The organism is Paenibacillus lactis, assembly GCF_017873605.1.
In the GTDB taxonomy this organism is placed as follows: Bacteria; Bacillota; Bacilli; order Paenibacillales; family Paenibacillaceae; genus Paenibacillus_AQ; species Paenibacillus_AQ lactis.
The window spans coordinates 17,139-42,400 of sequence record NZ_JAGGKI010000027.1; the positions used below are offsets into that span (position 1 = coordinate 17,139).

Annotated in this window: 26 protein-coding genes; 5 read left to right on the forward strand and 21 right to left on the reverse strand. The window is 53.0% G+C overall.

Annotated features, from left to right (window positions below; translation table 11 throughout):
- Positions 1–113: 113 nt before the first annotated feature.
- Genes J2Z18_RS27930 through uptA form a run of 3 tightly spaced genes read right to left on the reverse strand, consistent with a single transcriptional unit; the run spans position 114 to position 1,935 of the window.
- Entirely contained in the window at positions 114–752 is a 639-nt protein-coding gene (locus J2Z18_RS27930; RefSeq protein WP_144878984.1) for an MBL fold metallo-hydrolase, read from the reverse strand.
- Positions 753–755: 3 nt separating this feature from the next.
- A complete protein-coding gene (locus tag J2Z18_RS27935) occupies positions 756–1,322 on the reverse strand; it encodes a thioredoxin family protein (RefSeq protein WP_210095660.1) in 567 nt (188 codons plus the stop codon).
- The gene (uptA, locus tag J2Z18_RS27940; protein WP_007131658.1) at positions 1,315–1,935 is read right to left on the reverse strand and encodes an undecaprenyl phosphate transporter UptA; all 621 of its coding nucleotides are present in this window, start codon (positions 1,933–1,935) and stop codon (positions 1,315–1,317) included. The genes J2Z18_RS27935 and uptA overlap by 8 nt, the downstream gene beginning before the upstream one ends.
- Before the next feature lie 153 nt (positions 1,936–2,088).
- On the opposite strand from uptA, the gene J2Z18_RS27945 reads away from it, so the two are divergent.
- On the forward strand, positions 2,089–2,403 hold the full coding sequence (locus J2Z18_RS27945) for a hypothetical protein (RefSeq protein ID WP_210095661.1): 315 nt from the start codon (positions 2,089–2,091) through the stop codon (positions 2,401–2,403).
- A gap of 341 nt (positions 2,404–2,744) precedes the next feature.
- Here J2Z18_RS27945 and J2Z18_RS27950 read toward each other — a convergent pair whose 3' ends face one another.
- From J2Z18_RS27950 to yyaC, 5 genes are all read right to left on the reverse strand, one after another.
- Positions 2,745–5,186, reverse strand: a complete 2,442-nt coding sequence (locus tag J2Z18_RS27950) for an O-antigen ligase family protein (RefSeq protein ID WP_210095662.1) — start codon at positions 5,184–5,186, stop codon at positions 2,745–2,747.
- Positions 5,187–5,510: 324 nt separating this feature from the next.
- A complete protein-coding gene (locus J2Z18_RS27955; protein WP_144870071.1) occupies positions 5,511–6,695 on the reverse strand; it encodes a class I SAM-dependent methyltransferase in 1,185 nt (394 codons plus the stop codon).
- A gap of 26 nt (positions 6,696–6,721) precedes the next feature.
- Complete coding sequence (locus J2Z18_RS27960; protein WP_007131662.1) at positions 6,722–7,405, reverse strand: DUF6483 family protein; 684 nt, start codon at positions 7,403–7,405, stop codon at positions 6,722–6,724.
- A gap of 170 nt (positions 7,406–7,575) precedes the next feature.
- Entirely contained in the window at positions 7,576–8,373 is a 798-nt protein-coding gene (locus J2Z18_RS27965; RefSeq protein WP_210095663.1) for an alpha/beta fold hydrolase, read from the reverse strand.
- A 106-nt stretch (positions 8,374–8,479) separates the two neighbouring features.
- Complete coding sequence (gene yyaC, locus J2Z18_RS27970; protein ID WP_144878980.1) at positions 8,480–9,019, reverse strand: spore protease YyaC; 540 nt, start codon at positions 9,017–9,019, stop codon at positions 8,480–8,482.
- A gap of 187 nt (positions 9,020–9,206) precedes the next feature.
- Between yyaC and J2Z18_RS27975 the strand changes: the two genes are divergently transcribed.
- Entirely contained in the window at positions 9,207–9,431 is a 225-nt protein-coding gene (locus tag J2Z18_RS27975) for a DUF1128 domain-containing protein (protein WP_007131665.1), read from the forward strand.
- Positions 9,432–9,603: 172 nt separating this feature from the next.
- On the opposite strand, the gene J2Z18_RS27980 is transcribed toward J2Z18_RS27975, so the two are convergent.
- The gene (locus J2Z18_RS27980) at positions 9,604–10,314 is read right to left on the reverse strand and encodes a pirin family protein (protein ID WP_007131666.1); all 711 of its coding nucleotides are present in this window, start codon (positions 10,312–10,314) and stop codon (positions 9,604–9,606) included.
- Positions 10,315–10,369: 55 nt separating this feature from the next.
- On the reverse strand, positions 10,370–11,386 hold the full coding sequence (locus tag J2Z18_RS27985; protein WP_144870067.1) for an asparaginase: 1,017 nt from the start codon (positions 11,384–11,386) through the stop codon (positions 10,370–10,372).
- A gap of 279 nt (positions 11,387–11,665) precedes the next feature.
- On the opposite strand from J2Z18_RS27985, the gene J2Z18_RS27990 reads away from it, so the two are divergent.
- The 3 genes from J2Z18_RS27990 to J2Z18_RS28000 all read left to right on the forward strand — a co-directional run bounded on the left by J2Z18_RS27990 (position 11,666) and on the right by J2Z18_RS28000 (position 12,942).
- Complete coding sequence (locus J2Z18_RS27990; protein ID WP_007131668.1) at positions 11,666–11,926, forward strand: GlsB/YeaQ/YmgE family stress response membrane protein; 261 nt, start codon at positions 11,666–11,668, stop codon at positions 11,924–11,926.
- A 49-nt stretch (positions 11,927–11,975) separates the two neighbouring features.
- Positions 11,976–12,386 carry a YtxH domain-containing protein gene (locus J2Z18_RS27995; protein ID WP_007131669.1) on the forward strand — a complete coding sequence of 137 codons (411 nt, stop codon included), beginning with the start codon at positions 11,976–11,978 and terminating at the stop codon, positions 12,384–12,386.
- 136 nt (positions 12,387–12,522) lie between these two features.
- Entirely contained in the window at positions 12,523–12,942 is a 420-nt protein-coding gene (locus J2Z18_RS28000; RefSeq protein WP_144870065.1) for a DUF5665 domain-containing protein, read from the forward strand.
- Positions 12,943–13,068: 126 nt separating this feature from the next.
- On the opposite strand, the gene J2Z18_RS28005 is transcribed toward J2Z18_RS28000, so the two are convergent.
- The 11 genes from J2Z18_RS28005 to J2Z18_RS28055 form a co-directional block, all read right to left on the reverse strand.
- Complete coding sequence (locus J2Z18_RS28005; protein WP_040739907.1) at positions 13,069–14,049, reverse strand: magnesium transporter CorA family protein; 981 nt, start codon at positions 14,047–14,049, stop codon at positions 13,069–13,071.
- A 129-nt stretch (positions 14,050–14,178) separates the two neighbouring features.
- Entirely contained in the window at positions 14,179–14,949 is a 771-nt protein-coding gene (locus J2Z18_RS28010) for a sigma-70 family RNA polymerase sigma factor (protein ID WP_007131672.1), read from the reverse strand.
- A complete protein-coding gene (gene rsbW, locus J2Z18_RS28015; protein ID WP_144870063.1) occupies positions 14,946–15,395 on the reverse strand; it encodes an anti-sigma B factor RsbW in 450 nt (149 codons plus the stop codon). Before rsbW ends, J2Z18_RS28010 begins: the two co-directional genes overlap by 4 nt.
- Before the next feature lie 30 nt (positions 15,396–15,425).
- The gene (locus J2Z18_RS28020; RefSeq protein WP_007131674.1) at positions 15,426–15,749 is read right to left on the reverse strand and encodes an STAS domain-containing protein; all 324 of its coding nucleotides are present in this window, start codon (positions 15,747–15,749) and stop codon (positions 15,426–15,428) included.
- Positions 15,750–15,878: 129 nt separating this feature from the next.
- Positions 15,879–17,561 carry a hybrid sensor histidine kinase/response regulator gene (locus J2Z18_RS28025; RefSeq protein WP_210095664.1) on the reverse strand — a complete coding sequence of 561 codons (1,683 nt, stop codon included), beginning with the start codon at positions 17,559–17,561 and terminating at the stop codon, positions 15,879–15,881.
- Positions 17,562–17,583: 22 nt separating this feature from the next.
- Positions 17,584–18,450: a CheR family methyltransferase gene (locus J2Z18_RS28030; protein ID WP_028405770.1), complete on the reverse strand. Its 867-nt coding sequence runs from the start codon at positions 18,448–18,450 to the stop codon at positions 17,584–17,586.
- A gap of 111 nt (positions 18,451–18,561) precedes the next feature.
- Complete coding sequence (locus J2Z18_RS28035) at positions 18,562–22,221, reverse strand: response regulator (protein WP_210095665.1); 3,660 nt, start codon at positions 22,219–22,221, stop codon at positions 18,562–18,564.
- Positions 22,218–23,393, reverse strand: a complete 1,176-nt coding sequence (locus J2Z18_RS28040; protein ID WP_007131678.1) for a SpoIIE family protein phosphatase — start codon at positions 23,391–23,393, stop codon at positions 22,218–22,220. The genes J2Z18_RS28035 and J2Z18_RS28040 overlap by 4 nt, the downstream gene beginning before the upstream one ends.
- Positions 23,394–23,652: 259 nt before the next feature.
- Positions 23,653–23,997, reverse strand: coding sequence for a YflT domain-containing protein (locus tag J2Z18_RS28045; RefSeq protein WP_007131679.1), 345 nt, complete (start codon positions 23,995–23,997; stop codon positions 23,653–23,655).
- A 91-nt stretch (positions 23,998–24,088) separates the two neighbouring features.
- Entirely contained in the window at positions 24,089–24,610 is a 522-nt protein-coding gene (locus tag J2Z18_RS28050; RefSeq protein WP_144870059.1) for a hypothetical protein, read from the reverse strand.
- A gap of 65 nt (positions 24,611–24,675) precedes the next feature.
- A complete protein-coding gene (locus J2Z18_RS28055) occupies positions 24,676–25,203 on the reverse strand; it encodes a DUF948 domain-containing protein (RefSeq protein WP_007131681.1) in 528 nt (175 codons plus the stop codon).
- Positions 25,204–25,262 lie beyond the last annotated feature (59 nt).

The following is a 25,262-nucleotide window of genomic DNA, read 5'->3' on the forward strand; positions in this document are numbered from 1 at the left end:
GGACGGATTCCACAGTCTGCGTGCTTCGCAATGGGTAACATTTAATTAACCGTATTGTATCAATCTTGTCTTCGTTTGTCTAGACAAATTTCTCGTTTTTTGTCGTAATTATGTTAGCTTCTGGCCGGCACGTACGGATTATGCTGTTTCTCATATCCGATTTTGGTCCGGGGTCCGTGTCCGGGATATACGACAACCTCGTCGGAAAAGGAATACAGCGTATTTTGGATGGAATGGATTAAATCCCGTTCCCGCCCGCCAGGGAGATCGGTACGTCCAACCCCCATCCGGAACAGAACGTCCCCTGAGAAGAGATCATTTCCACACAGAAAGCTGACGCTTCCCGGCGAATGGCCCGGCGTATGGTACACCTTGAAGGTTTCGCCGATCAGCTGCAGCTCTAGCCCATCTGCCAGATCATATTCAGCAGGATCGGTGGACAGCGGCGGACAAACCTCCGGCCATCTCGTCGATCCGTTCAGCTTCGGATTGGTCAGCCATTCGCTCTCCATAGTGTGCAGATAAACCGGGCATCCCTTCAGCTTGCGAATCTCCTCTACGCCGCCCATATGATCAAAATGCGCGTGCGTCAGCAGGATCGCTTCAATCTCCAAATCCGCGATCCGCTTCACAAGCGGAGCCGGATTCATGCCCGGATCAATGATGATCGCTTTGCCTTCCTCGCTGCCTGTCAGCAAATACGCATTGGTTTCCAGAGGGCCCAAGCTAAAGGTTTCAATATGAAGCGCCATCGTTTAAAACCCCGAAATGAGCTCACGCAGTTCCTTAATGATGACGGCATGAAACTCATATCCTTCCCCATAGGATTGGATGATTTTTTGTCTTGCAGCAGCGAGGTTGTCCTGGTAATCCGCGGCTTCGCGGTCAGGATTGTTCTGTTTAAACTCGATCATATGCTTCTGGACATGCGCAGGCCGAGGCCCCCAAGTCCCCATCACATAACCACCGGTATCGGCAAAAATAACGACCGGCACCGAACGCCCGCCCATAGTAAGAAACTGGTCCATCAGTTCAAAATTTTGTTCCAGAATGAACACTTCTGTCGGGATCCCCGCCGTTTCCATTGCCCGAAATACGACCGGCACGTTACGGACAACATCCCCGCACCAATCCGCTGCCAGGATAAGCACTCTCAGATCATCGCGGTAATTTAGACTTTCGAAGAACTCCCGATCTTCGGGATTCGCCCACTCGAACTGCTCGTATCCCGCTTTGAAGGCCTCTTGGTTCTTCTGCATTCCTTCAACAAACTGCTGCGGGGTGATACCCGTTCCCAAATAGGAAGCCACATGTTTACTCATCTTGTTTCGACCTCACTTTCGCTGATTTTATCCATTTGATCAAAAAATAAAGAATCATGACCGCCAAAGCCCCCAGCAATATTTCCTGCGTATAAGGCTTTGCCTTCTCGCCAATCTGTTCCCATCGGTCTCCCAGCATCCAGCCCAGATATAAAAATAAAGCCGTCCACGGAATGACCGCCAGCGTCGTCAGGAGCGTGAAGCGGCCCACATGCATTTTCGAGATCCCTGCCGGGATCGAGATAGCATGTCTCACAACAGGCACAAACCGCGCCGTAAAAATAACCCCGGTGCCGTATTTGGCGAACCATTCTTCAGCGTAATCCATGTGATGCTTTTTAATCAATATGTACTTCCCGTACTTCTCCAAAAACGGCCTGCCGCCATAGCGGCCGATCCAATAAACAAACAGCTGCGCCAGTACGCCGCCGACAGTCCCGAACAGCATGGCTCCGAGAAAATGAACCTCGCCCAGCGATATCAAATAACCACCGTAGGCCAAGACGATCTCGCTCGGGATCACCTCCACCATCAAGCCAAGCATAATCCCAAAGTATCCCAGCTGCTGAATCCATTCAAACAACCGGCCGACAATATCGTAAAAGAACTCCACGCCAAGGCCCACCTCTTTCTGTTTGCGCTGATTTCTTCTACTAGCCTATTCTACCATAGCCCCGGACATGCCTTCTACTGCGCCCATTTGCCGGAGACACTGTGACTTTCGCCCGAAGAAGGACATATGGTGAAGCAAAAGGAGTGAATAGCGATGTATTCTCCGAACACCAAACAACCGGGCAGCAAGATCCCCTCGCCGCGCGGCATCAGGCGGGCCTGCAGCAAGGAACTGTACCGGACGGCCAAACGTCTGAAGCAATTCATTCCGCCGGAAGCCGTTAAGCAAGGAGAGGAGCTGTACTACCGGAAAGTCATCGGCAACCTGATCTGGATTCATGATAATTACAGCAATAAAAAGCTGCTGTGCGACTGGTGGGAAAAAGAGGTCTGCGGCGAGATCGCGGAGCTGTGGCAGGTTCCGGAGCGGCAGCTCGCATCGGCATTCCGCGATGCCTTTGGCGGTTAGGCCATCGTGGCCCGCGTTTGGCCTAAGTAACAAGCGCCGCCCCTGGTTGCTGCCAGACTCGCGGCTAGGGTGGCAATTTCTTCGGTGAGAGCGGCAGAACCCGGTGGGAGCGCGGGAGCTCTAAATGTGCAGTTTACCTGCAGCGAGAGCAGCATGGTCTAGGTAACTAACAGCAACGCTTGCGCTGGGAGCAGCAATGCTGGGGACGGAGCATGGCCAACCTAGCTATGTAAAGCAAGGCTTGCGGTGGGAGCATTCGCGCTACTTGGAGCGCACAAAGCCTCGGTGAATACAGCATGCCTTTAAGCGGGCAGCCAGAGCTTTCCGCGAGCAAGCAGCAGCTAGGGCAGTGGCGGGTGTGTTGGGGCCTGCCCCGGGCGCGGCCGGATCAGCTGCCGCTTCCCGCGCCCGCTCCATCCCTCTAAAAAGGCAGCCTGCCGCTGGGCTTGCGCCGTCAAATGAAATCGCCGGTCGTTCCGGAGACCAGGCGATGCATGAACCCCTTCGGCGAGAGCGCGGTAGCGCTTCAGCATACCCATTGCCGCCGAAGCGGAGCGTCCGGCTCCGGACACATCCCCGGTGGCGCTTTGCTTCACGGCAAGCGAGGTTAGCGCCAGCACCGCCCGCGTCTGCTTATCGGAACTGTAGCGATCCAGCTCAAGGCTTTTGCGATACCAAACGGCGGCCGTATCGGCACGCCCTGCCAACGCATGCGCTTCCGCGAGCCTCCAGCTCAAACCTGCATGCTGAGGCGCATAACGCAGGCTTCGCTCCAGCACAATCACTTGCTGCTCTGGCGGCAGCAGCTCGGACAAGCCGAACGCAGCCGCGGTATTTGCGGGATTCCACGACAAGGCGGCTCGGAGCAACCCGCCCCGCTCCGCCTCACCCGCTGAAGCCGCCAACCGAAGCTTCATCTCGCTCATGCCCAATGAAGCGGTTAAGACCGCCCAGCATAGGAACCCAAGGAGAAGCGGGAGACGATGCCATTGTGCGGACAGCCGGAGCGCAAACCGGTGCGGCATACAGAATGGCTTAAGCGGAGTGCCCGGGAAGTATCGCCGAAAGCCCTCCTTGGGGGAGTCGGTGCGTTGATGTCGGTAGTACCGTACGGTCGGCTTACGGGACGAGATCCAGTGCAGCAGACGGGATCGCCAGCACAGTATCGGTTTCCGCAATTCGGAGGGCGGGAATGACATCCGGCCCTTCAGCCCCGAACGCTGGGATGCGGTACGGCTCCATATTCCAGTCGGCTTAGATAGGAGATGACGCAATGCACCGATGGGTTGGGGGCGTTCTGTGATAGAAACATCTCGCACGAAAGCGTTCTCCCCCTCTTCTTGCCTCATGGTCCGACACGCCAAAGGAGCCATTATTGTTCCCATTGCGGACAGCCACAGCATAAGCAGCCATACCAGCGGATAGCTCCAATCAAAATCGATGGCTGCATGCACCGTCAGCACGAGAAATGGCGGCAGCAGTCTCGGACATGCCCTGCCGATCCCTGCAATCAAAGCAAGCAGCGCGGCACAGGCAATCAGCAGGCCGATAATGCCCGTATTGAGCAGCATATCGAGATACCCGCTGTGCACCTCGCCCCCGACATAAGGCTGGGACTGGATGGCGCGGTAAGACTGCCGCCACGTCTCTCCTCCCTGTCCCAGCCACAGCGACGACTTGGCCAGCTGCCACGCGTCGCTATAGATCAGATGGCGCGCGCTAAGCGTAGCCGCGCCGCCAAGCGCCCGATCCTGCACCTGGTGCAGGATCACAAGCCCCGCTGCGGCGCATCCCGCCGCCGCAGCAACCAGGGCCGCCGGCGCCAGCACGCGCCGCCGGGGGCCCCCGCTGTGCCGCAAGCGGCACAGCAGCAGGCCGGCGAGCACGCCGCCGGCCCAAAGCCCGGCCAGCCACAGCAGGCCGGGCAGCACCGCGGGCGCCAGCTTGGCATCGGCCAGCTGGCGGTACACCAGCGCCGCGCTCGCCAAAGGCGCTGCGGCGGCAATAAGGAGCGGCGCAATCCGCCGCCGCTCAAGGGCCAGCCCGGCCGCGCACGCAAGTGCGGCCGCGAGCCAGGCGCCGCGCGACTCCGTGAGGAGCAGCGCGGCGGTGTAGGGCGGCAGCGGCAGCAGCGCAGCCGCTGCGCGGAGCGCGCCCGGCCGTGCCTGCAGCGCGGGCGCCAGCGCGAACAGGCGCTCAAGCAGGAAGGCGGCCATCACGGCCCCGAACGTATTCGGGTACTGCAGCAGGCCGCCAAGCCTCGCGCCAGTCGCGCTAACGGCCGGATCTGCCGTATGATAGATACCGTACGGCAGATCCAGCACGCCATAGACGTGAAGCAGCGCGCTTCCGCATAACACCGCGCCGATAAGATGCCATCCCAGCCTCAAGGATGCCATGCCTTCCGCTGTCCTGCTTACTTCCCAGGCTGCCGCCGCAAACGAACCGTAAAGTCCCCACAGGACGATCTCCTTCAGCGTACCTTCCATGCTGACGGGTCCTTGAAGACCATGCAGCACATAGATCCCAAGGATTCCCCCGATACCTACCGCTGCAATTGCCCGGTAAGGATCTCTCGTAATAACCGGAAGAGCAGCCCGGTGGTGAGAGGACCGACGGTATCCGCTGATCCGCGCTAGACCGAAAACCAGCAAAAGAAGACCCGCCCAGCTTGCAGCCGCCAAATACAAATCCGAATCAAAGAACCAGCCGGTTTGACTGCAGGCCGTAAGGAGCAGCCCTGTCAGCAGCAGACCGCCATACCATGAGCACCTCTGTGCCATTCGTGCCGCCTCCCCTCCCGTCCGTTCGCCGTCCTTATCGCCGCTCCCTCCTAAGGGTTAGAACGTATAAACGATGAACGGCTCATATTTCCCATATTCAAGATCTATTAGCAAGTGTGGACATGCCCGGGGGAGGATATTCTACAGGAACGAACGATTTCTAAAGTGTGTAGATGCCGCTTTGATTTGCCGCTCCTGATGCAATTTGAAGCGAACCCCCGCCCGCTTGATATATGGTTGGCATCGTAGGGGTTCAGTGCGTGAGGGCATACAAAAAGGCGACAAAAGCGGACACTCCCGCTTCTGTCGCCCTGATTATTAACGTTAAATCGATGATTGATCCGGCAGCAAATCCCTGCAGGCCCGCTCCAAATAAGGATCGGCCTTCAGAAAATCGCGAAATGCGGTATATTCCTGCCACAGCTTATCCCGCTCTCCGGCAGAGCCGCTGACCGCGCGGATCAAAATATTTTTCGGCGTATGCTCCATATCGATAAACTCCAGCAGCTGCGTCTTGTATCCCATCAGGTCCAGCAGCTTCGCCCGGATGGCGTCCGTGGCCAGCGCCGAGAAGCGCTCCTTCAAAATGCCGTGCGACAAGAGCGGCTCCATGACCGGACTGTTGATCTGGGCGAACAGCTCATGCTGACAGCAAGGCACCGACAGAATGACCGAAGCCCCCCAGCGTACGGCTTTCTCCAACGCGGCATCGGTTGCGGTGTCGCAAGCATGCAGGGTGACGACCATATCGACCCGCTCCAATTCGTCATATTCCGCGATGTCGCCGACAAGAAAACGCAGCTGGCTGTAATTCAGCTTTTTCGCCAGCATACTGCAGTGTTCGATCACATCCGCCTTTAGATCCAATCCGACAATATTCAGCGTTCTGCGCGCCTTCACCGCCAAATAGTGATACAGCGCGAATGTCAGATACGATTTGCCGCATCCGAAATCGACGATCGTCAGCGGACGATCCTCAGGCAAATGGGGGAGGACATCCTCCACCATCTCCAGGAAGCGGTTAATCTGCCTGAATTTATCGTACCTGCGTGCGAATACCTTCCCGTCCTCGTTCATGATGCCGAGCTCTACCAGAAACGGAACCGGCTCGCCTTCTTCAAGAATGTACGATTTCTTGCGGTTATGGGACATGTCCACAGACGTCTTGGTCGGGGACTTTGTCAGAATCGACACCTTGTATTTTTTCGAGATCAGAACCTGATAATCGGCTTCCGGCGTGTAAATCATCGCCTGGCGGAAGACATTCTCGAACATATCGATCAGGACGGCCTCCGCTTCCTCCGTCGGCACATTCTGGTGCGTCACCTTGGTGCCCGAATAGTAGGCAAACTGGTAATGAAGCTTGCTCTTGAGCTCGACCGGCTTGACCGTCACCTTGCTGTAGGTCATGCCTTCCCGTTTGCGAAGCTGACTCAGTGTCGCTGTAATTAACGCAGACTGCTCCATGATGTTATGAATCAATTTTCTTAAAGCTTCCAAAGGGTACATCTCACTTTCCTTATTAGATAGACCGGCTACTCCCGGCCGGACAGTTCTTCCTGCTTCCCCGGCATGAATCGCCGGCTCAGCTCCTCCATGCCCTCATGAACCTCCGCAAGCGGGAGCTGTCCTCTCTCCAGCTCCTCCGCAGGCTTCAGCAGAAGCCGATGATAGAAGCGGGTCGCTTCATCGGCATCGATCCCCCCGCTTTGCAGAAGCTGATAAAGCAGATTCTCCGCATCCGCGTAACGTCCTTCCTGCTCGGCATAGGCCATATCGTCACGAACCAGCCGAGCGGGCAGCTCGTACGCGCGGAGCCGTTCCTTAACGCTCCGGATTCTCCCCGGCAAATCGAATAATCCGGGATCGGCCCCGTTCAATGCGGATTTCAAATACAGCTGAAGCACTTTGGTGTAGAGATGAACAGCCTCATCCTCACGGCCCAGCTCCTGCTCGATCTCCGCCTCTTCTTCAAGCAGCCTGGCAGCCCCTTGAAGCCTGTCTGCTTCCAAGTAACCGTGATTGTAAAACAACTGCTCGATATCGGAGGCCGACAGTGAACGCAGCAGCTTGGAATTCAGACGAAACTGGCGCCGAAGCATGTCGTCGAGCTCCCATAAAGCCTCGGTATGCTTGCGCTCCTGCTTCAGGGCAAATACTTTGGCAATCATTTGGGTCATATCCTCTACCATCCGCATAAGATAATCTCTCCGTAACATGAGCTTGCCTCCCCTTATTATCCCTGACATGGGCAATGGCTAATCTACCGTGTATTGCTGACGTTTAAATTGTAGGCTATTCGGAATCAGAAAGCCAGCGGCCAGAACAAAGCGGATACCCCTGTTCGGGAATATCCGCTCATTCGTATGCATCTATTCGATTAAAACGCTCATTCACTTTCCGCATGCAGCGACTTCATATAAGCAACGATTGCTTCGCCAAGCTTCTCCGGCGTCTCCATCATGCTCATATGGCCTGCTCCTTCAATTACGACCTTCGTCACATTGTCATGGTCTGTCGTAAAGCTGCGTTCCGGCGGAATTATGGCGTCCTTCTCTCCGGCTACCAGCAGAATCGGCAGCGTCGAAGCAGAGAGCACATCCCGGCGGTCCGGACGCTCCCGCATCGCCAAGGCAGCGCCGATTGCGCCTTGGGGAGGTGTCAAATACCCGATTTCCTTCGCCCGCTGGATGCACTCCGGCTTAAGCTTCTCAGTGTCCGGCGCAAACAAGCCAGGCACGAGGTTATCCACGAAGGAGGTGATGCCCTCGCCTTGTATCGTACTGACCGCCTTCACCCGTTTCTCCTTCGCTTCCTCAGAATCCGGATAGCCGGTCGAATGGATCAAGCCGAAGCCGTGAAGTCGAGAAGCGTAACGCTGGGCAAACGAGAGCGTGATATAGCCCCCGAGCGAATGACCGAGCAGCACAGCCTTCTGAATATCCAGCTCATCCATCAGGAGCTGTACATCATCCGCCATCTGCTCGATGGCATACGATCCCATCGGCGCATCGGACCGGCCATGTCCCCGGAGATCCGGTACAATGAGTCTATATCCGGGAAGGTGCGGCAGAAGCTGCTCCCAGTAGGCAGAGCTTCCGCAAAATCCGTGGAGGAGGATGATCGGCTCCCCTTGTCCCTGATCGACATAACAAATTGTGGTGCCGTTGCATTGTACTTTTTCCATAGCGATACCCTTCTTTCTATCCAGCGGATGCCGTCAGCCAGACACCCACATTTTATAAAAGAATGCTCTATAATTAAACCAAAAATCCCCGGTTGAAACGAATGTCTCACGGCCTAAGGCCAAAGGCCGAGGCGGCCTGGGAAGCGATTTGCTCCGCCATCTGCATGACCTGATACAAGGATGTTACCTGGAGCGTCCAATAGGGCTTCGGTCCGTGGACGTTGACAACGGCGGCAACGCTATACTGGCCGACGGCAGGCAGTTTGCCGCCCACGGACGCGGCCGGCGTAAGCGGACCCTCCATCGTGTAGAAAAAGCCTACGGAAGAAGGCTGGCCCAGACAAGCGTCAATGGCGATCATGATCTTTCCTTCCGGAATCTCCTTCAACCGGGTTTCGAGGTTCCCGGCATCGCAGGGCTCCTGCAGCGTTCCGATCACAAGCGGGAAGCCGTATTCCAGAAGTCGGCTTCCGGTTAACGGCCCCAGTGCATCCCCCGTCGAACGATCGGTTCCAATGCATAAGAACACAACATCTTCAGCGTCATGCCGTTTGGAAATTTCCCGAAAAAATGGCCCCAGCTCCTGGCCCGACATCCTGACTCTTGCAGTCTGTGCCATCGGGAGCTTGCCTGCTTGATCGCTCATGACGGACCTCCTCATCAATATCCAGCCCATGGATTCCATTCGTGCCGGAATCGAAAAATGGGCAACGGGTTTTCCCTGATTTTACCCCATTCTCCTCGTTCTTGGCAAAACTATTGGTCGTTCTGTCGGGGCCGTGTTACAATACAGGGATGAATTGCGTAATCCACCTGAGAGGAAGGTGTTAACCATGGATTTGAATGAAAAGACTCAAGCCAACGTCGAGTATATGATTGAACAGATCAAATCAAAACTGCGCATGGCCAGTGCGGCCGCCATGCAGGCTTCCGCTTTTTCGGTAAGCCAATACGACGATATTTATGACTTATATGAAATGGTCATTACCAAACATAACCTCAGCATCTCGGAAGTCGAAGCGGTCGTCTCGGAGCTCGGCCGCCTTCGGGGCAAGTAATTAGAGCCTCTCTAGCCCCTCGCCTGAATATTCTTGCCAGTACCTCGGCACCCTGTCCGTGCCTGATCAAATCTTGGATTTGACGCTCTTGCAGAATAAACGCATTTACCATACCAAAGCCCCCGATGCTCACCTGTCCTAAACGAGCACCGGGGGCTTATTGGGTTCATCCCTATGGCATGTCAATGATCATCATCTCCGAGAAGCCTTCACTCGCATTCCCGCGAAATTTGACCTTATCGCATTTCTGAATTCGAGCGGTATCTCCGGAGGTAAGGTCGAACACCCCTTCCTCCGTCGTGATTTCGACATGGCCGCTAATGGCATATACATGGATCCTTCGATCCTCGGACGGCAACGTCAGTTCATGTCCGGTCTCCAGCCTGCCGCTGTACATCTTCACATCCAATGTCATCGGCAGGCTCCCCGCCCCGCTTCCTGTTATGTGGATCGGAGACAGTGGATTCTGCGGCTGCCCTGCAAAAGCACCTTCATGATAACTGGATGGAAGACCCGGTTCGGCCGGCAGGAACCACATCTCCAAATACGATACATCCGCCGCGGGAGAGCTGTTTCTTTCGGCATGATATACGCCGGATCCCGTGTTTACGACATGTACGGTCCCCGGTTTCAATTCTTGATTGCCGGTGTCGTCCTCATACGTCAGCATTCCCTCAAGCACGACATAAACGATGACCAGGTCATGGTGAAATCTTCGATCGAAGCCCTCCAGCGGACCCAGCTTATATTCATTATGAGCCAGCAAGCTCCCGAAATGCTCATTATGCGGATCCACATAATCTCCAAAGGAAAAGCTGAATTCACCGTGTATTCCGTTATGATGGGTTGTATGTCTTTCCGCAGCCGTCATGATTTTGATCATGCTCGGTTCACCTCCGCCGTTTTATTAATCAATACCCCGGCGGAAATTGATCTAATCAGTTCGGACTAGGACCGTGGCCCAGCTTGAAGACCGTCTCCGCCCTGCCGACCTTGCGGCCGCTGTCGTTCAGAATGTCGGTCGGGAATGCCTGCGCCAAGCGCGAAATGGTCTCTTTATTGGCATAACCGATCTGCTCCAAGATGGATTTTGCAATCCAGCCCCACTCCTCCTCCGATCCATCAACGATTTTAAAGGCAACACCTAGTTTTTCCTTCTTAAGACCGAAGCAGTACACTCCTTTAAAACCGCCCTTCGCCACAATGTTGCTATCCTCCAGAAGAACCGTATCGACCTTGCCGCTGCCGGCTACCATGAACGGGGATGCGTTCATCGCAGACGTTATGGTCAGCACAGCCTCTCTTGTTGCCTCGTCCTTGATCCGGTCAGGACATGCCAGCTTCATGTAGGCCGTCGCCAGCGCCTGCAGCGGCATGGCGAACACCGGCAGCCCGCACCCATCGGTTCCCGTTCGAATGTCGCCTTGAGCAAGCCCGGCGAGATCGGCGATGGTTCTTAGGATTTCCTGCTGCAGCGGGTGATCCGGCTGGTCATAGCCGCTTAAAGGCAGGCCGGCCATTTGGCAATATGCGAGCATGCCGTAGTGCTTGCCTGAGCAATTGTGATACCAGCGGCTCCGGTCTCCGTCTGTGCGCAGGAGGCTTTCCTTGCTTGCATCATCAAGCGGCCAGCTGGGTGCGCAAACCATAAGATCTTCACGAATGTTCACCTTGCGCGCGAATTGCTGAAGCACTTCAATATGACGGTGCTCCCCGCGGTGCGAAGCGACCATGATGGCAATTTCTTCGTCCGTTAATCCGTAGAACTCCGCCATTCCTCCTCGAATGGCAGGAATCGCTTGAAGCGTCTTAGCGGAAGAACGGGTAAACGCGACAAAACCCGGATCGCCTGTATATGCCTGTATCGCTCCTTCCTCATTCACGATACATATATGTCCATTGTGGGCGCACTCCACCATGTCCGCCCGATATTCTTGAACCAATACATTTTCCATGAGCATGAACTCCTTCTATATTCCGTATACAGCGCATTCCTATGTGAATAGGTTTTGAGTCATATTGACAGCGCATCCGACAATGAACCTGAATTTTTGCAAATCTGTATTCAGTATAAGACAAATATCAGCAAATGGCATGAGCCAAAATTCCACAACGGGCGGACATTAATTTCATTGTCGATTGTTGTTGATCTTGTTTCACGGTCAGGGCTCCCGTTTAAATACGAGATAAGCAAGCCCACTCGAAAGTCATTGCTCTGAAAAGGAGGCGATTTTATGTGGGGCATAGTTATTAGCATCGTCATGGCAATTATCATCGGGATTATCGGAGATGCGCTGGTTGGTCATGAAATGCCGGGCGGTATCGTCGGGTCCATGATCGCCGGTTTCATCGGCGCCTGGATCGGACCGTGGCTCTTTGGAGCCTGGGGCCCTGTCATTGGCGGATTTGCGATCGTCCCAGCCGTTATCGGAACCGCCATCTTCGTGTTCCTGCTCGGCCTCGTTGCCAAATTGTTTAAACGACGCACAGCCTAAAGTCTCGTATTCATATTCCACATTATATTAACTTAAAGGAGTGAAAGTTATGAATCACACAGAACAAGAATATCCAGTTCAAAGCGGCTCTCCATTTTTCAAAGGTGTATTTATCGGAGCGTTGGTGGGCGCTGCCGCAGCGCTGCTGTTCGCACCAAAGCCAGGACGTGAGCTTCGCGGGGATCTGTCCGAGAAGCTGAGTGTCGTGACCGATAAAACCAAAGAGGTCTGCAGTTCGGTAAGCGATAAAGCAACCGAGCTGGCCAAGACCGTGGGCAGCAAGGCCTCGGAAGTCATGGCCACAGTGAACGAAGGCCGGAGCAGCGTGATGTCCAGTATCAAGGAGGCGTCTGCGGATGTATCCGATGAGGTATCCAAGGCCTCTCAAGATGTGAAGGACAAGGCGATGGAAACCTCCTCCGACGTCAACCGCGATTTGAAACAAACGACGAATTACTAAGCCTTCGACAAACGGCCGAATTAGGTCGCTTCATGGCCAGCTGACTAAAGCTGGCCATTGTTGTTCCGGCCGGGAAGCTTTTTTTCAGCCGAAAGATGTCTTCATTGAATATCCCATCATGAAAGGGGGGAAATCCATGAGTAAAGCAAATCCGTATGATAGCGGGTCGCGTTTCGCCGGCCTTTCTCGAAGCGAGCGTAGGCCGCGCTACGAATCGCGGACGAGAGAGGAAGAACGGAAGGCTGCCGTCCCTGAGGATGTGCAGGAGCATCCCTTTGAGCTCCGGCACGAGGTGAAGAAGCTGAACTCGCGGCTCGACAAAATCGCGGGGACTCTGGAAAAGTCCGAGATGAAGGATTTGATCGACAATTACATGAACCCCAAGAAACGCATTATCGCTAATCTGACGGCAGGGCTTGCCCGGGGGCTTGGCTTGACCTTAGGCACTGCGCTTGTCCTCGGTCTCCTCGGCTACATTCTCAGCTTCTTCGTCAACGTGCCGATGATCGGCGATTTTATAGCGGATCTGCAAGGCTATGTCGATCAGGCAAGGTAACCGCGTTGACGGATTTCTTATCCCTTGTTCCATGCAACCCATAAAGCGAAAGGTCTCTTCCTAAGGTTGGCTGCAAGCCCTAGGAAGGGACCTTTGTTCGTTATCTTGAAGATGTTATGATGAATCTTATATATTTTTATCTCTGGACTTCACCCGAAGCAGATCCCCTGTCCATCCCTTACTCCGCATCCATAGATAGATGCCTGACATCCATATAAGGGTAATCAGGATGATCACGGTAAATCCCCATGATGTTTTAATGGTTGGAAGATTTTCGAAGTTCATCCCCCAGATCCCACCGATCACGGTAGGTGGTGTAAACACGACCGTAAAAATCGTCAGCGTCTTCATGATCTCATTGCCCCGGAAGCTGGACACCGCATCATCAATCGATACCAGCGTATCGATTTCCCGCTCATAATGGCGGAACAGCTGCTCAAGCCTCTCCACCCGGTGACGAAGCTGCTGAAAAGAACGGCTGCCTTCGAGGCTGTCATGATATCCTTCCTTCATCGCCGCAATCAGCTCTTGAAACGGAATGAACAAGTTGTTCCAATCCAGCAGCTCAAACCGCGCTGTCAAAATCCGGTCCAATAGCGATCGCCGGTTGTGCTTCTGCATGTCTTGCTCCACAAGGCGAAGATTCCCTTCGAAACGATCCATACCCTCATGGAAATAATGCAGGATGGTACGGGCAAGAACACAGAGACCATCGATCGGCCGCTCGCACTGATGGAGCATCGATCTCCTGTCCTCCTCAGCCATGGCACTGCGTGTGTAATCATCCAGATTAACCGTGATCAGAATCCCGTCTTCCACATAAAAATAAAACTGCTCCGAACGGCTGACCTGCGGAGCCCCCTCCGTAACATGGTAAAGCATCGTGCCCATAAGAACGGGCTCCACTCCCCCTTTAAAGCGGACGGACAAGTAATTCCGCCCCTTTAAAGACGAGGCAAGGTCAAACCATTCCCCCGAATAGGGGTACTGCATCCGGAGCTCGCCGATCCACGGAGACAGCCAGTCATTCGTCCGGACATCAAACCACGTCCATCCTCCTGCAAATGAATATACATCACGGCCATCGCTTTGATCCGGTCTTAGCATCATCTCCCACCTCCACTTATGAGCGTATATCTTTATTAATTCCAAAAAAGGCACGCTTATCCTCATTGAGGGGAAAGCATGCCTTATATGCCGTTACTTCTGCTTCTGTCATCCCGAGGCTTGTCCATATCAGTAGAGATTGCTCGACATGATCTGCTTCAGTTTTTCCGTTGCGCGTTTCTGGATACGGGAAACGCTCATTTGCGATACCCCCAGCCGCTGGGCAATTGCCCGCTGGGACTGTCCCTCCTGAAATGCCAACAGCAGCACCTTCTGTTCCTGTTCCTTCAATTGGCTCATCGCCTGTTGAAGATCCATGCGCTTCTCCACGGAATCGAAATCATTCACATCCGAGCTGATTAATTCACCAAGCGTGGCCCCCGTCTCTTCCTGGGATAACGGAGAATCCAATGATACATAATGATAGCATTCGCGTCCGGCCAGCACTTCGACGGTTTCTTCAACCGATAAATCCAAGTATTCCGCAATCTCCTTCACATCAGGGGATCTCTCCAGCTTCACCATTAACTCATCGATGGCTTGCTGCACCAAAGCTCCCTTCTCCTTGATCCGGCGCGGCACTTGGATATACCATGACTTATCCCGGAGGAAGTTCTTCATATGACCGATCATGCTCTTCATGGCATAGGGCTCAAAAGGAATCCCTAAGCTGATATCATACTGTTGAAGCAAGCGAATTAAAGCCATCTGGCCCACCTGGTACAGATCCTCGTACAGGTCGGGGCGATTGCGGGCAATCTTGCCTGCCGCCATTTTTACCATCGGCTCATATTTTTGTATCAGCACGGTTGCAACGTCGTTATCCTTCGTCTGCTGATATTCCCGTATTAAGTCTACGGCTTCATCTCTGGACTCTGGGGGAGTCGCCTTATCACTCATACCCGCTCCTCACTTCTTGCAAGGCGCTTGGTCAGCGTAATCTCGGTTCCCTTCCCTGTCTGGTTCGTTACGCTCACCTCATCCATCAGCGCCTCCATCAGATAGAAACCGAGTCCTCCGATCTGGACCTCGCTGAGATCCTTATCATGGAGGGTCGGGCTGCCAACCGTTCCCACACTGTCAAAACTCTCCCCTTCGTCTCTGACCGTAATGGATAACGACTCATCGGCCACTTGAAAAAGAACCTCAACCATGCCGCCTTCCTGCCCATACGCATACAGTACCGAATTGTTGCATGCCTCGGACACGGCGACCTTCATATCTTCAATTTCCTCATACGAGAACCCCATCTTCGAGGCGATCCCGTACAAATTCAACCTGACAATATCAACATACTCAGCATTGGCCGGCAAACGCAGTGTTACGGTTTGTACATCTGAATTCATCTCTTTCGATCCTTTCCTATGGGAATTCTTCTATGTCTGAAAGAACTTCGCAATACCCGTCATATCAAACAACTTCTGAATTTGAGGCGGAACTTCCTCAACCGCAAAACGGGCCTGCATGCCGTGTCTCGCTTTCAGGATCGATAGAAGAATACCTATGCCTGTACTGTCAATGTATGTCATTTCCTTCATGTTGACGATCAAGTCTATTTCAGAGTTGCCGACAAGGGGTTCCATGACCAACCGAAAATCAGGAGCGACGGATAAATCAAGTTCACCGCTCAAAAACACGGTGCATACACCATCATTCATATGAGTCTTGGCATTGAACTTATCATTCGTTTTTGTATTCATAGACACTCTCTCCCGAAATTTGTTTTCTCTTTTCATAACCCGATATGTTGCTTGTTCAATCAGAATGCAGCAAATGCGGCGAAGCTAATTTATGGGAATTCGCAGATCCTGCTGTACCCGCTGCAAGCCCTATGCGTTACCAATCCGTATCGGGGAAGCATGCATCCCCTGATCTTCCGATTCCCAAGGAATATAACGGGACAAGAGCTGCTCCACGCAGCTGAATTTGACCGGCTTGCTCAGGTACTCGTCCATCCCGGCCTCCTGGCAGCGCTTCTGGATTCCGTCCATCACATTAGCGGTCATGGCCACAAGCACCGGACGGTCCTCTTCTGAACATAACCCCCGGATCTGACGTGCCGCTTCAAGGCCGTCCATGACGGGCATTTGCAAATCCATAAAGATCAAATCATAGGAGGTCTTGGAACTGGCCGCGAGGTCGACAGCCTGCTTGCCGTTCTCTGCCATATCTGCACGAAGGCCCATCTTGCCAAGCATGCTGTCCATCAGCTTGCGATTTATCGGATGGTCGTCCACGATCATAATTCTGGGTTGATTTACTCCGCGCACTCTGTACTTTGAGTTCTGCTGCTCTTCCCGCAAACGGTGGTTATCCTCCTCATGCGCACGGACACAAATGGTAAACACAAAGGTCGCCCCTTGTTCCTCCTTGGATTCCACGACGATTTGGCCGCCCATCATTTGAACCAGCGATTTGCAGATGGCCAGACCCAATCCGGTGCCGCCGTATCTGCGGGTCATCGAGGAATCCAGCTGGGAGAACGGTTGGAATAAGCGGTCCATCTTCTCGGCGGAAATTCCGATTCCCGTATCCTTCAAAGTAAACTGAAGCGTCAACTGGTCCCCCTCAGCCTGGGTGAGCGACACGACCAGATAGACGCCGCCTTCATTCGTAAATTTCACGGCATTGGAGACGAGATTGATCAGGACCTGACGCAGACGTCCCATATCGCCGAAAACCATCGATGGAATGGAATCTTCAATGTAATAGGAAAGCTCCAGACTTTTCTTGGCCGCTTCACCGGAGAACAGGCCGAACACTTCCTGTACGCAGGAATGAAGATCAAACGGATATTCCTCCAGCTCCATCTTGCCGGATTCCATTTTGGAGAAGTCGAGAATATCGTTAATGATGGCAACCAGCGAGTCCGCGCTTTTCCGGATAATCGTTGCATACTCCCGCTGCTCCTCCTCCAGATCGGTATCCATCAGCAAATCGATCATGCCAATGACGCCGTTCATCGGCGTGCGGATCTCATGGCTCATCATGGCCAGAAATTCCGTCTTGGCTTTGGCGGCGATCTCGGCCTCTTCCTTGGCCTTGATCAGCTCTTGATTGATTTTTTCAAGCTCCTGCGTCTTCTGATGCAGCTGCATCGACTGAATCTTCAGCCGCTTATTCGTCTGATACATATCGACAAAGCCCTCGATCTTCGATTTCAAGATTTGAGGGATAAACGGCTTCACCATATAATCGATGGCGCTGGCGGAATAACCGGCAAACAAATGCTCCGCTTCCTTGCTGTTAGCGGAAATGAATATGATCGGGATATCCTTCGTCTTGTCTCTCGCCTTAATCAGTCTTGCGGTTTCGATCCCGTCCATGCCCGGCATTTGGACATCGAGTACAATAACGGCAAAATCATACTTCAACAAGTACCTCAAAGCCTCTTCCCCCGAGGTTGCTTTAACCAGCGTATACTGTTCGCTGTCCAGAACAGCCTCAAGGGCAAGCAGGTTTTCAGGACGATCATCTACCAGCAATATATGAATCGGTTCGTGAAACCCCATGGAATCCTCCTAGAAAAGCTTTCTAATTAATCTTCCGGTAAATTTTTTCGACTCGATCCAGCGCCTCGTACGAATCGCTATAATCCGTGAAATGAATGGACTCCTTCGCTCCGAGAACCAGAATCCCGAAGTGGCTCAGGCTTTCATGGAAGAGTCCGTGTACGTGATTCCGAAGCTCGTCGTTGAAGTAGATCATGACATTGCGGCAAAAGATCACATTGAATTCATTAAAGGAGCGATCCGTTGCCAGGTTATGTTCGGCAAAAATCATGTTCTTCTTCAGGAAAGGTTGAAAAATAACCGAATTGTATTTCGCTGTATAGTATTCGGAGAACGAACGGGTACCGCCCGCCTCCATATAATTCTTCGTATACTGCTTCATCCGTCTGATGTCGAACACGCCTTCTTTGGCCTGCTGAAGGGAACGGGAATTCATGTCCGTCGCATAGATCCGCGACTTCTCGAACAGCCCTTCTTCGTGAAGAAGAATCGCCATCGAATAAACTTCCTCGCCCGTCGAGCAGCCCGCATGCCATATCCGAATGTACGGATACGTGCGAAGCAGCGGGACGACCTTTTGCCTGAACGTCAGGAACAAATTCGGGTCCCGGAACATCTCCGTTACCGGGATCGACAGATTATATACCAACCGCTGGAAGCATTCGCGGTCATGAAGCACTTTATTCTGGAGCGCCGATATGGTCTGTACGCCCTCCGCATGGACATGATGCCAAATTCTCCGGCGGAGGGAGGGGATGGCATAGTTGCGGAAGTCATAGCCGTAAAAGCGATGGATGCCTTCCAGCAGCAGCTCGATCTCGATCTGCTCCAGCTCCTTGCCGTTATCTTCTCTCCATATTTCTGATTCAGTATGGTCCTTAGATGACATTACCCTCTGCACCGCTTTCCAAATGTTTATAGAGGTTGTTCAAAGTGCTGAAAAAACCGGCTCTTTGAACGCAGACTTCTATGCTATTTGTTCATTACCCATAAAAGCCGTTTACGAATACAGCCAAACCCGCATCAACGACAGAAGCTGCTCGGTTTGAATCGGCTTCTTCATATAATCGGACGCTCCCGCCTCAATGCATTTCGCCCGATCCTCCTTCATCGCCTTAGCTGTCAGGGCAATAATCGGGAGCTTCTCGAACTCAGGCATTTCCCGCAGACGGCGCATCGCTTCGTAGCCATCCATCTCCGGCATCATCATATCCATCAAGACCAGATCGTAATCCGGATTCTCCTGAAGCAGCTCGATCGCTTCGCGGCCGTTCTCGGCAAACGTCACATCCATGTTGTATCCTTCAAGCACGCTGGAGAGGGCAAAAACATTCCGGATATCATCATCTACGAGCAAAATCTTCTTGCCTTCAAACAGCTCTTCCTTATTATGAAGCTTCTGCAATATTTTCCGTTTGTCCTCCGGCAGATCAGCCTCTACCCGGTGCAGGAACAGCGTTGTTTCGTCCAGAAGCCGTTCAGGCGACTTCACATCCTTGATAATAATCGATTCTGCGTATTTCCGGAGCTGCAATTCTTCCTTCGAATCCAGATCCTTACCGGTGTATATAATGATCGGGAGATCCGTCAGATCCTCGTCGTCACGAATTTGATCCAGCAGTTCAAAGCCCGTCATATCCGTCAGCATCAAATCCAGCACCATGCAATCATATCGCTTCTTCCGCAGCTCGCTGAGCGCCTCGGCCCCTGTGGATACAGCCGTTATGGACACGTCATCGTGGCCGATCAGCTCGATGATCGAATTGCGCTGAACGTCGTTATCCTCGACGATGAGCAGATGCTTCATCGATTTCTCCGTATACGATTCGATATGCGTAAATGCGTTCTCGAGCGCTTCACGGGACGATGGCTTCTTCAGATAAGCGATGGCGCCCATCATAAGCCCCTGCTTGACTTCATCCACGACCGAAATGACATGCACCGGGATATGGCGGGTCTCAGCCGAGCTCTTCACTTCGCCAAGGACAGACCACCCGTCGATGACCGGAAGCTGGATATCTAGGATGATGGCATCCGGCTTATACGACTTGGCCATCTGCAGGCCGATGTCGCCCTGTAAGGCAACCAAGCCTTTGAAGCCGCGGCCTCTGGCCATATCCAGCAAAATATTCGCAAACTTGATATCATCCTCAATAATAAGGAGCACCTTGTCGGTCGGTCCTAAATTCGTTCGGTCGTCGTCAACCTGGACTGCTGGCCTAACCTCTTTGGCTACAAGCTTCGCTTTCGGCATTACCAATTCGGTCGTTGGCGCCTCGATCGATGCCGCTGCCTCCCCCTTACTCCGAGAGATTGCTTCAGGCAGGCGGGTCGGCAGGAACAGCGTAAAGCAGCTTCCTTGTCCCTCAGCCGATTCCAACACAATGCCGCCTCCAAGAAGCCGTGAGAGCTCCCGGCTAATCGACAGCCCCAGGCCGGTACCGCCATATTTGCGGCTTGTCGTGCCATCGACCTGCTGGAACGCTTCGAAGATCAAGTCCTGCTTGTCGGCCGGGATGCCGATTCCGGTGTCCTGCACGGAGAAAGCAATATAGTCGGCATCCGCAATCAGATTTGGCGGCAGCTGGTCTTTATCCGCCAGCTCCACCTTCAACTCCACGGAACCGCTCGTCGTAAACTTAAATGCATTCGACAACAGATTGCGTAGAATCTGCTTCAGCCTGTGTCCGTCGGTTACGATGGATTCCGGGATTCGTTCCCCGAAGCGTACACGAAGATCGATTTGCTTACGGGCCGCAACCGCTGCAAAGTTCTGCTCCACGAAGGTTTCGATCTCCGGCAGCTGAACCTCCTCGTAATTGATCTCCATCTTGCCGGCGTCGACTTTGGACAGGTCCAAAATTTCATCGATCATCTTAAGCAGATCGGAACCGGACATATAGATCGTCTGGGCATATTCGATCTGTTTCTCGCTTAAATTTCCTTCCTTATTCTCGGTCAGAAGCTGAGAGAGAATCAGCAAGCTGTTCAGCGGCGTTCGAAGCTCATGGGACATATTCGCCATGAACTCGGATTTGTATTTCGTTGTCGTTGCGAGCTGCTGCGCCTGTTTCTCCAGCTGCTCGCGCGCCTTCTCGATTTCGTAGTTCTTCTCTTCGACCTGCTGCACTTGCTCTTCAAGCGCACGCGTCTTCGCTACAAGCTCGGTATTGTAGTGCTCCAGCTCTTCCTGCTGACGCTGCAGCAAATCCTCCGAGCGCTTAAGGGCCTGCGTCTGCTCCTCCAGATTTTCGTTGGTGCGGCGAAGCTCTTCCTGCTGGGTCTGAAGCTCCTCGGATTGCACCTGCAGCTCCTCCGTCATCGCCTGGGATTCCCGAAGCAGCTGTTCAACCCGCAGACGCCCCATAATATTATTCAGAATGATGCCGAGGGACTCGCTAAGCTGGGACATCAGCTGCTCCTGCAGCACCGTTCTCTCTTCAAAGGATGCCAGCTCCACAACCCCCAGCACCTCACCCTCGAACAGCAGCGGGTAAATCATAATGGAGCTTGGTTTAGCGGCGCCCCAGGCCGATTGAATATTTATATAGCTTTCAGGCGGGCTATTCAGCAAAATCGGCTTCTTATCCAGCGCCGCCTGCCCGACAAGCCCTTCTCCAACCATGAAGGCATCCTTGGGCTCCCCATCTCCCTCGTACGCGTAGGATCCTTTCATTTCCAACCGGTTGGGATGCTTGTCCTCCTGGCGGATATAAATCGCGCCGTAATGCGCGCCAAGCACCGGCGTAAATTCACTAATGAAACGCTGCCCGACTTCTTCGAGCGAATGGATGCCCTGCAGCAGCTCCGTCATTTTGGCCATGTTCGAGTTAATCCAGGATTGATCCTGCTGGGCCTGCAAATAGGATTGCTCAATTTGCTGTTTCTCCAAAATGTCATCGGACAGTTCCTTGAATACGCGCGCCACATCGCCAAACTCATCCTTCGACGTTACCTTGATGCGGCGGATCGCCTTCAGGCGGCCTTCCCCAAAGCTCTTCAGCATCATGGATACCACATTAATGCCTCGGGTAATGCTTGGGAGGATCCAGGCTATAACCAGAAGCCCGATCAGCAGCCCGCCTGCCATAATATAGATGAAGATTTGGACCGAACGGTTATAGGCAGCCCGGGCGGCGGCAATATCGTCGGAGATTTTCATATTTTGATAGGCACTCAGCTCATTCAGGCTCGACAGAGCCTCCTCCTGGACGGTCTGCCCCGTGGTGTTGCGGAGTGTGTTCGCCTCCGCCGAGCTGCCTTTCGAGAGCAGATCCAGCGTTTTATTCTGATACACGATATAGTCATTGAGCGCCTTATCAATCCGGGTAAGGAGCTGCTGCTCCTCGGCGGTATTGACGGTTCCACTAATTGACTTGAAATATTCGAATGCTTCCTCCGTCATCGTCTCAATCTGCTGCCTTGATACGGAGAAGGTGCCTTGATCATTGCTTATGACCGCATTTGTAAGTAAACGCGCCATGTCATTGACTTCACCTCGAAGAGCGCTTGAAGTCCGAACCTTGTCATAGCGCTCATCATATATCGTATCCATCTGGCTTTTCATATAACTGACCCGGTCGTATCCGATCAATGTAAGAACGAGCATAAGGGCAAGCAAGGTCGAAAAACCGATAATTAACTTGCTTCTAAGTTTCATGAATCTGTTCTCTCCCTCTCTCTAAGCGTGATCCAGACCAAACATTTATCATCCTCACGTTCCTGGGACGGATCGTCGACGAAATAGCGCTCCATGACTTCGTTCTCTCTCCAGTGATGAGGGCCGCTCAAATGCTGCTTCAGATCTTCCAGCTTCTCGTCATGCCCCCCCGGAACCTGTTCCAATATCCCGTCCGTGTACAACACCAAATGGCCGTCGCCCTCGTAATGAAGGCTTCTTGGCTCCATCTCGTCAATCCGGTCGAACAGACCGACCGGGCAGCAGCCTTGATCCAGAGTTTGGACGCTTCCATCTTCCCCAAAGAAAAGTGCGGGCGGATGACCGGCGTTTACATAGTCCACCCGCTTCAGGCGGGTATCCACCACCAGATAGATGGCCGTGAAGTAGTACTGGATCAATTGATCCTCGATATGCAGCTGGTTGAACCTGCGGTTTAATTCCTGAATGACCTTCTCCGGCTCAACATAGGTGGTCACCGTGTCCTTGAGGACCGAAGCGATGAACATGCAAAAGAGGGACGAAGTGATCCCATGCCCCATCATATCCAGCAGGATGACGCCATAGCGTCCATCTCCCAGCGGATACCACGCGTATAAATCACCGGCGAGCTCTGCCGAAGGCTGGTATAGCGCGTGAATTTCAAGCAATTCATCTTCAATCGGAGAGCTTAACACCGCGTTCTGCACCTTTGCCGCCAGCCTCAGTTCCTCCTGGACCCGCTGCTCTCTCTCAATATGCCAATCCTTCTCATGCTTCAGCCGAAGCGCGAGGCGAATACGCGCCATGAGCTCTACCTTATTGATCGGCTTGGTCACGTAATCCACGGCCCCGGCATCCAATGCCTCTGCAAGCTTCTTCGAATCGCCGACGGCGGTGACCATAATAATGGGTATATCTTTCAAATGATCGTATTGCTGGACAATACGGCAAGCTTCGATTCCGTCCATCTCCGGCATCATCATGTCTAACAGAATCAGGTCAATCCCGGCTCTTCGGGGACACTTCGCCCTTCCGTGATCTTCCAGGCCAAGATGCTCGAACATTTCAAGCGCTGAAGATGCAGATAGCGTGTCCCGATACTTCTCTTTCTTCAAGATCTCTCGAATAATAATGACGTTAGTCGGATTGTCGTCCACGATTAATATTCTCATTGTCCTCTCCTTCAACGCTCTCTGATACGAAAGAAATCTATTTTTCCTACTAGTATACTATACGAATAATCCTAATCTCTCATCTAAGAAAAAGGCTCTTCTCCATGATATTTCCATCGTCTAGCGGATGGCCATAACGTATTCTTGCAAAACACAGATAAGGAATGAGACCTCTCAAAGTCCCATTCCTTATCTATGCTTTGACCCGCTATACTTGTGCCTTCCCTCAATATCAACACAGACACCGCTTCTGCTTAGGTCAATCGTCTCTTTTGGCAACAACAAGCACTTTGCCAAGATCCAGTTGCTTCTCATAGAAAGCCGCCTCCGCCTCCGTAAATCCTAGGGATACGATTTTGGCACGCAGTTCATCGCCGCGCGAGCGGAAGAAATTCGCCACCGCATCGATTACCCCTTCCTCCTTCAAACCTACCGTGCTGGCATCCGATACGTCAGCAATCCGGTCCGTATGATTCGCATCATGAGCCAGTACATATATGCGGTCGTTATCATAACCGGACTGCCTCAGATTTTGAACCTCCTGAACGGCCAGCGTCCCGTTCTCCACCACTTTCGCATAAGACTTCGTATTTGTTGATGCCATAACGAAAACCTCCCCTATTTGATGATTTACTCGATATAATAGGTTATAGTCCAATGGTTATTAACCATAACGCTCTGCTTTGAAACACCTTTTACTCCAGATAATCGAAAAATAAATCAACGCCGGTTATTTGTCCGGTTTCACGATTCTTAAATACCTTCAGCGCACGGCCGTTGTTCAAATATACATCGCCGTCCTCCGCTTTAAAGTACGGCTTGCCCAGCGCCGTCCGGATCTGTGCCGAAGTCATTCCAACCGACCGGTCCTCAACCCGGAAGCTTTTGGCCGATGGCTTCACATGAACATACTCGGTCAAGCCACGTCGAATCCCGACTTCCATATCTTTATAATGAAACTCTGTCACTCCGCTTATAGCATCACGCTTGACCTGGTCTGGCATTCCCAGCTTGCGTATAACGTCCTGCTTGCGATCCGTCAAGGTTATGCCGTTTAACGATCCGTAGCTCTGCGGAGAGTTGTCGCTGCTGTGTGCTTGCCCGGCTTCTGCGGCATGAACGATCCCCGGGGACATGCCTGCCGTGTTCGCAGGATTCCCCGCTTCACCCCCCAAGTACATCAAAAGTCCCGCTGCTAAGACGATGACCTTCCACATGCGACCTCCTCCTTTCTTCCGCTTAACTGCTTACGTAAAAATGGCATCCTGACATCAGCGTCAGCTTATCTTGCTTTTTGGCGGCGGAAGCTGTTCCACAGCCCGATCGCAGTATCTACGTAAGCGAGCCAATTCCGGCTCTTTGACGGCTTGCTTTGCTCCTGCTGATGGTATACCGCGTCATAGGATTGCAACGTACGTTCTTCGGCCGTCAGAGGCAGATGTTTCGGCTGCTCGGCTTCCACCGGCTGCTTCTTCTCAAGCCGGGCCTGCTTGAAACGGCTGACCATGCCGGCGGATATCTGTTTAACCGCATAGGTTACCTCGCTCAGCGCTTCTCCCAGATTACGAACGGTGTCCATGACCGGGTCGATCTGCTTCATTTTGTGCTGAACATCGACCGTTATATCATTGGTGTTGCGGATCGTCTGTTTAACTTCATAGCTCAATTCGTCAATCGTGGTTCGAACCTCCTGAAGGGTTTGGGTTACTTTTTCGAGCGATTGGGTCGCTGCCTTCAACGTCTTGATCAGATAAACGACCAGGACCGCGAAAGCAACAGCAATGATCGCAACACTGATTTGGGTTAGCATGATGTACGACCTCTCCTTCCCGTATGTTGGTTTTGGTTACGCAATAGTTACCCTATCCC

Coding starts and splice junctions, on each gene's coding strand:
- J2Z18_RS27930 (WP_144878984.1), bottom strand. CDS start 752: ATGGCGCTTCATATTGAAACCTTTAGCTTGGGCCCTCTGGAAACCAAT.
- J2Z18_RS27935 (WP_210095660.1), bottom strand. CDS start 1,322: ATGAGTAAACATGTGGCTTCCTATTTGGGAACGGGTATCACCCCGCAG.
- J2Z18_RS27945 (WP_210095661.1), top strand. CDS start 2,089: ATGTATTCTCCGAACACCAAACAACCGGGCAGCAAGATCCCCTCGCCG.
- J2Z18_RS27950 (WP_210095662.1), bottom strand. CDS start 5,186: ATGGCACAGAGGTGCTCATGGTATGGCGGTCTGCTGCTGACAGGGCTG.
- J2Z18_RS27955 (WP_144870071.1), bottom strand. CDS start 6,695: ATGTACCCTTTGGAAGCTTTAAGAAAATTGATTCATAACATCATGGAG.
- J2Z18_RS27960 (WP_007131662.1), bottom strand. CDS start 7,405: ATGTTACGGAGAGATTATCTTATGCGGATGGTAGAGGATATGACCCAA.
- J2Z18_RS27965 (WP_210095663.1), bottom strand. CDS start 8,373: ATGGAAAAAGTACAATGCAACGGCACCACAATTTGTTATGTCGATCAG.
- yyaC (WP_144878980.1), bottom strand. CDS start 9,019: ATGAGCGATCAAGCAGGCAAGCTCCCGATGGCACAGACTGCAAGAGTC.
- J2Z18_RS27975 (WP_007131665.1), top strand. CDS start 9,207: ATGGATTTGAATGAAAAGACTCAAGCCAACGTCGAGTATATGATTGAA.
- J2Z18_RS27980 (WP_007131666.1), bottom strand. CDS start 10,314: ATGATCAAAATCATGACGGCTGCGGAAAGACATACAACCCATCATAAC.
- J2Z18_RS27985 (WP_144870067.1), bottom strand. CDS start 11,386: ATGGAAAATGTATTGGTTCAAGAATATCGGGCGGACATGGTGGAGTGC.
- J2Z18_RS27990 (WP_007131668.1), top strand. CDS start 11,666: ATGTGGGGCATAGTTATTAGCATCGTCATGGCAATTATCATCGGGATT.
- J2Z18_RS27995 (WP_007131669.1), top strand. CDS start 11,976: ATGAATCACACAGAACAAGAATATCCAGTTCAAAGCGGCTCTCCATTT.
- J2Z18_RS28000 (WP_144870065.1), top strand. CDS start 12,523: ATGAGTAAAGCAAATCCGTATGATAGCGGGTCGCGTTTCGCCGGCCTT.
- J2Z18_RS28005 (WP_040739907.1), bottom strand. CDS start 14,049: ATGCTAAGACCGGATCAAAGCGATGGCCGTGATGTATATTCATTTGCA.
- J2Z18_RS28010 (WP_007131672.1), bottom strand. CDS start 14,949: ATGAGTGATAAGGCGACTCCCCCAGAGTCCAGAGATGAAGCCGTAGAC.
- rsbW (WP_144870063.1), bottom strand. CDS start 15,395: ATGAATTCAGATGTACAAACCGTAACACTGCGTTTGCCGGCCAATGCT.
- J2Z18_RS28020 (WP_007131674.1), bottom strand. CDS start 15,749: ATGAATACAAAAACGAATGATAAGTTCAATGCCAAGACTCATATGAAT.
- J2Z18_RS28025 (WP_210095664.1), bottom strand. CDS start 17,561: ATGGGGTTTCACGAACCGATTCATATATTGCTGGTAGATGATCGTCCT.
- J2Z18_RS28030 (WP_028405770.1), bottom strand. CDS start 18,450: ATGTCATCTAAGGACCATACTGAATCAGAAATATGGAGAGAAGATAAC.
- J2Z18_RS28035 (WP_210095665.1), bottom strand. CDS start 22,221: ATGAAACTTAGAAGCAAGTTAATTATCGGTTTTTCGACCTTGCTTGCC.
- J2Z18_RS28040 (WP_007131678.1), bottom strand. CDS start 23,393: ATGAGAATATTAATCGTGGACGACAATCCGACTAACGTCATTATTATT.
- J2Z18_RS28045 (WP_007131679.1), bottom strand. CDS start 23,997: ATGGCATCAACAAATACGAAGTCTTATGCGAAAGTGGTGGAGAACGGG.
- J2Z18_RS28050 (WP_144870059.1), bottom strand. CDS start 24,610: ATGTGGAAGGTCATCGTCTTAGCAGCGGGACTTTTGATGTACTTGGGG.
- J2Z18_RS28055 (WP_007131681.1), bottom strand. CDS start 25,203: ATGCTAACCCAAATCAGTGTTGCGATCATTGCTGTTGCTTTCGCGGTC.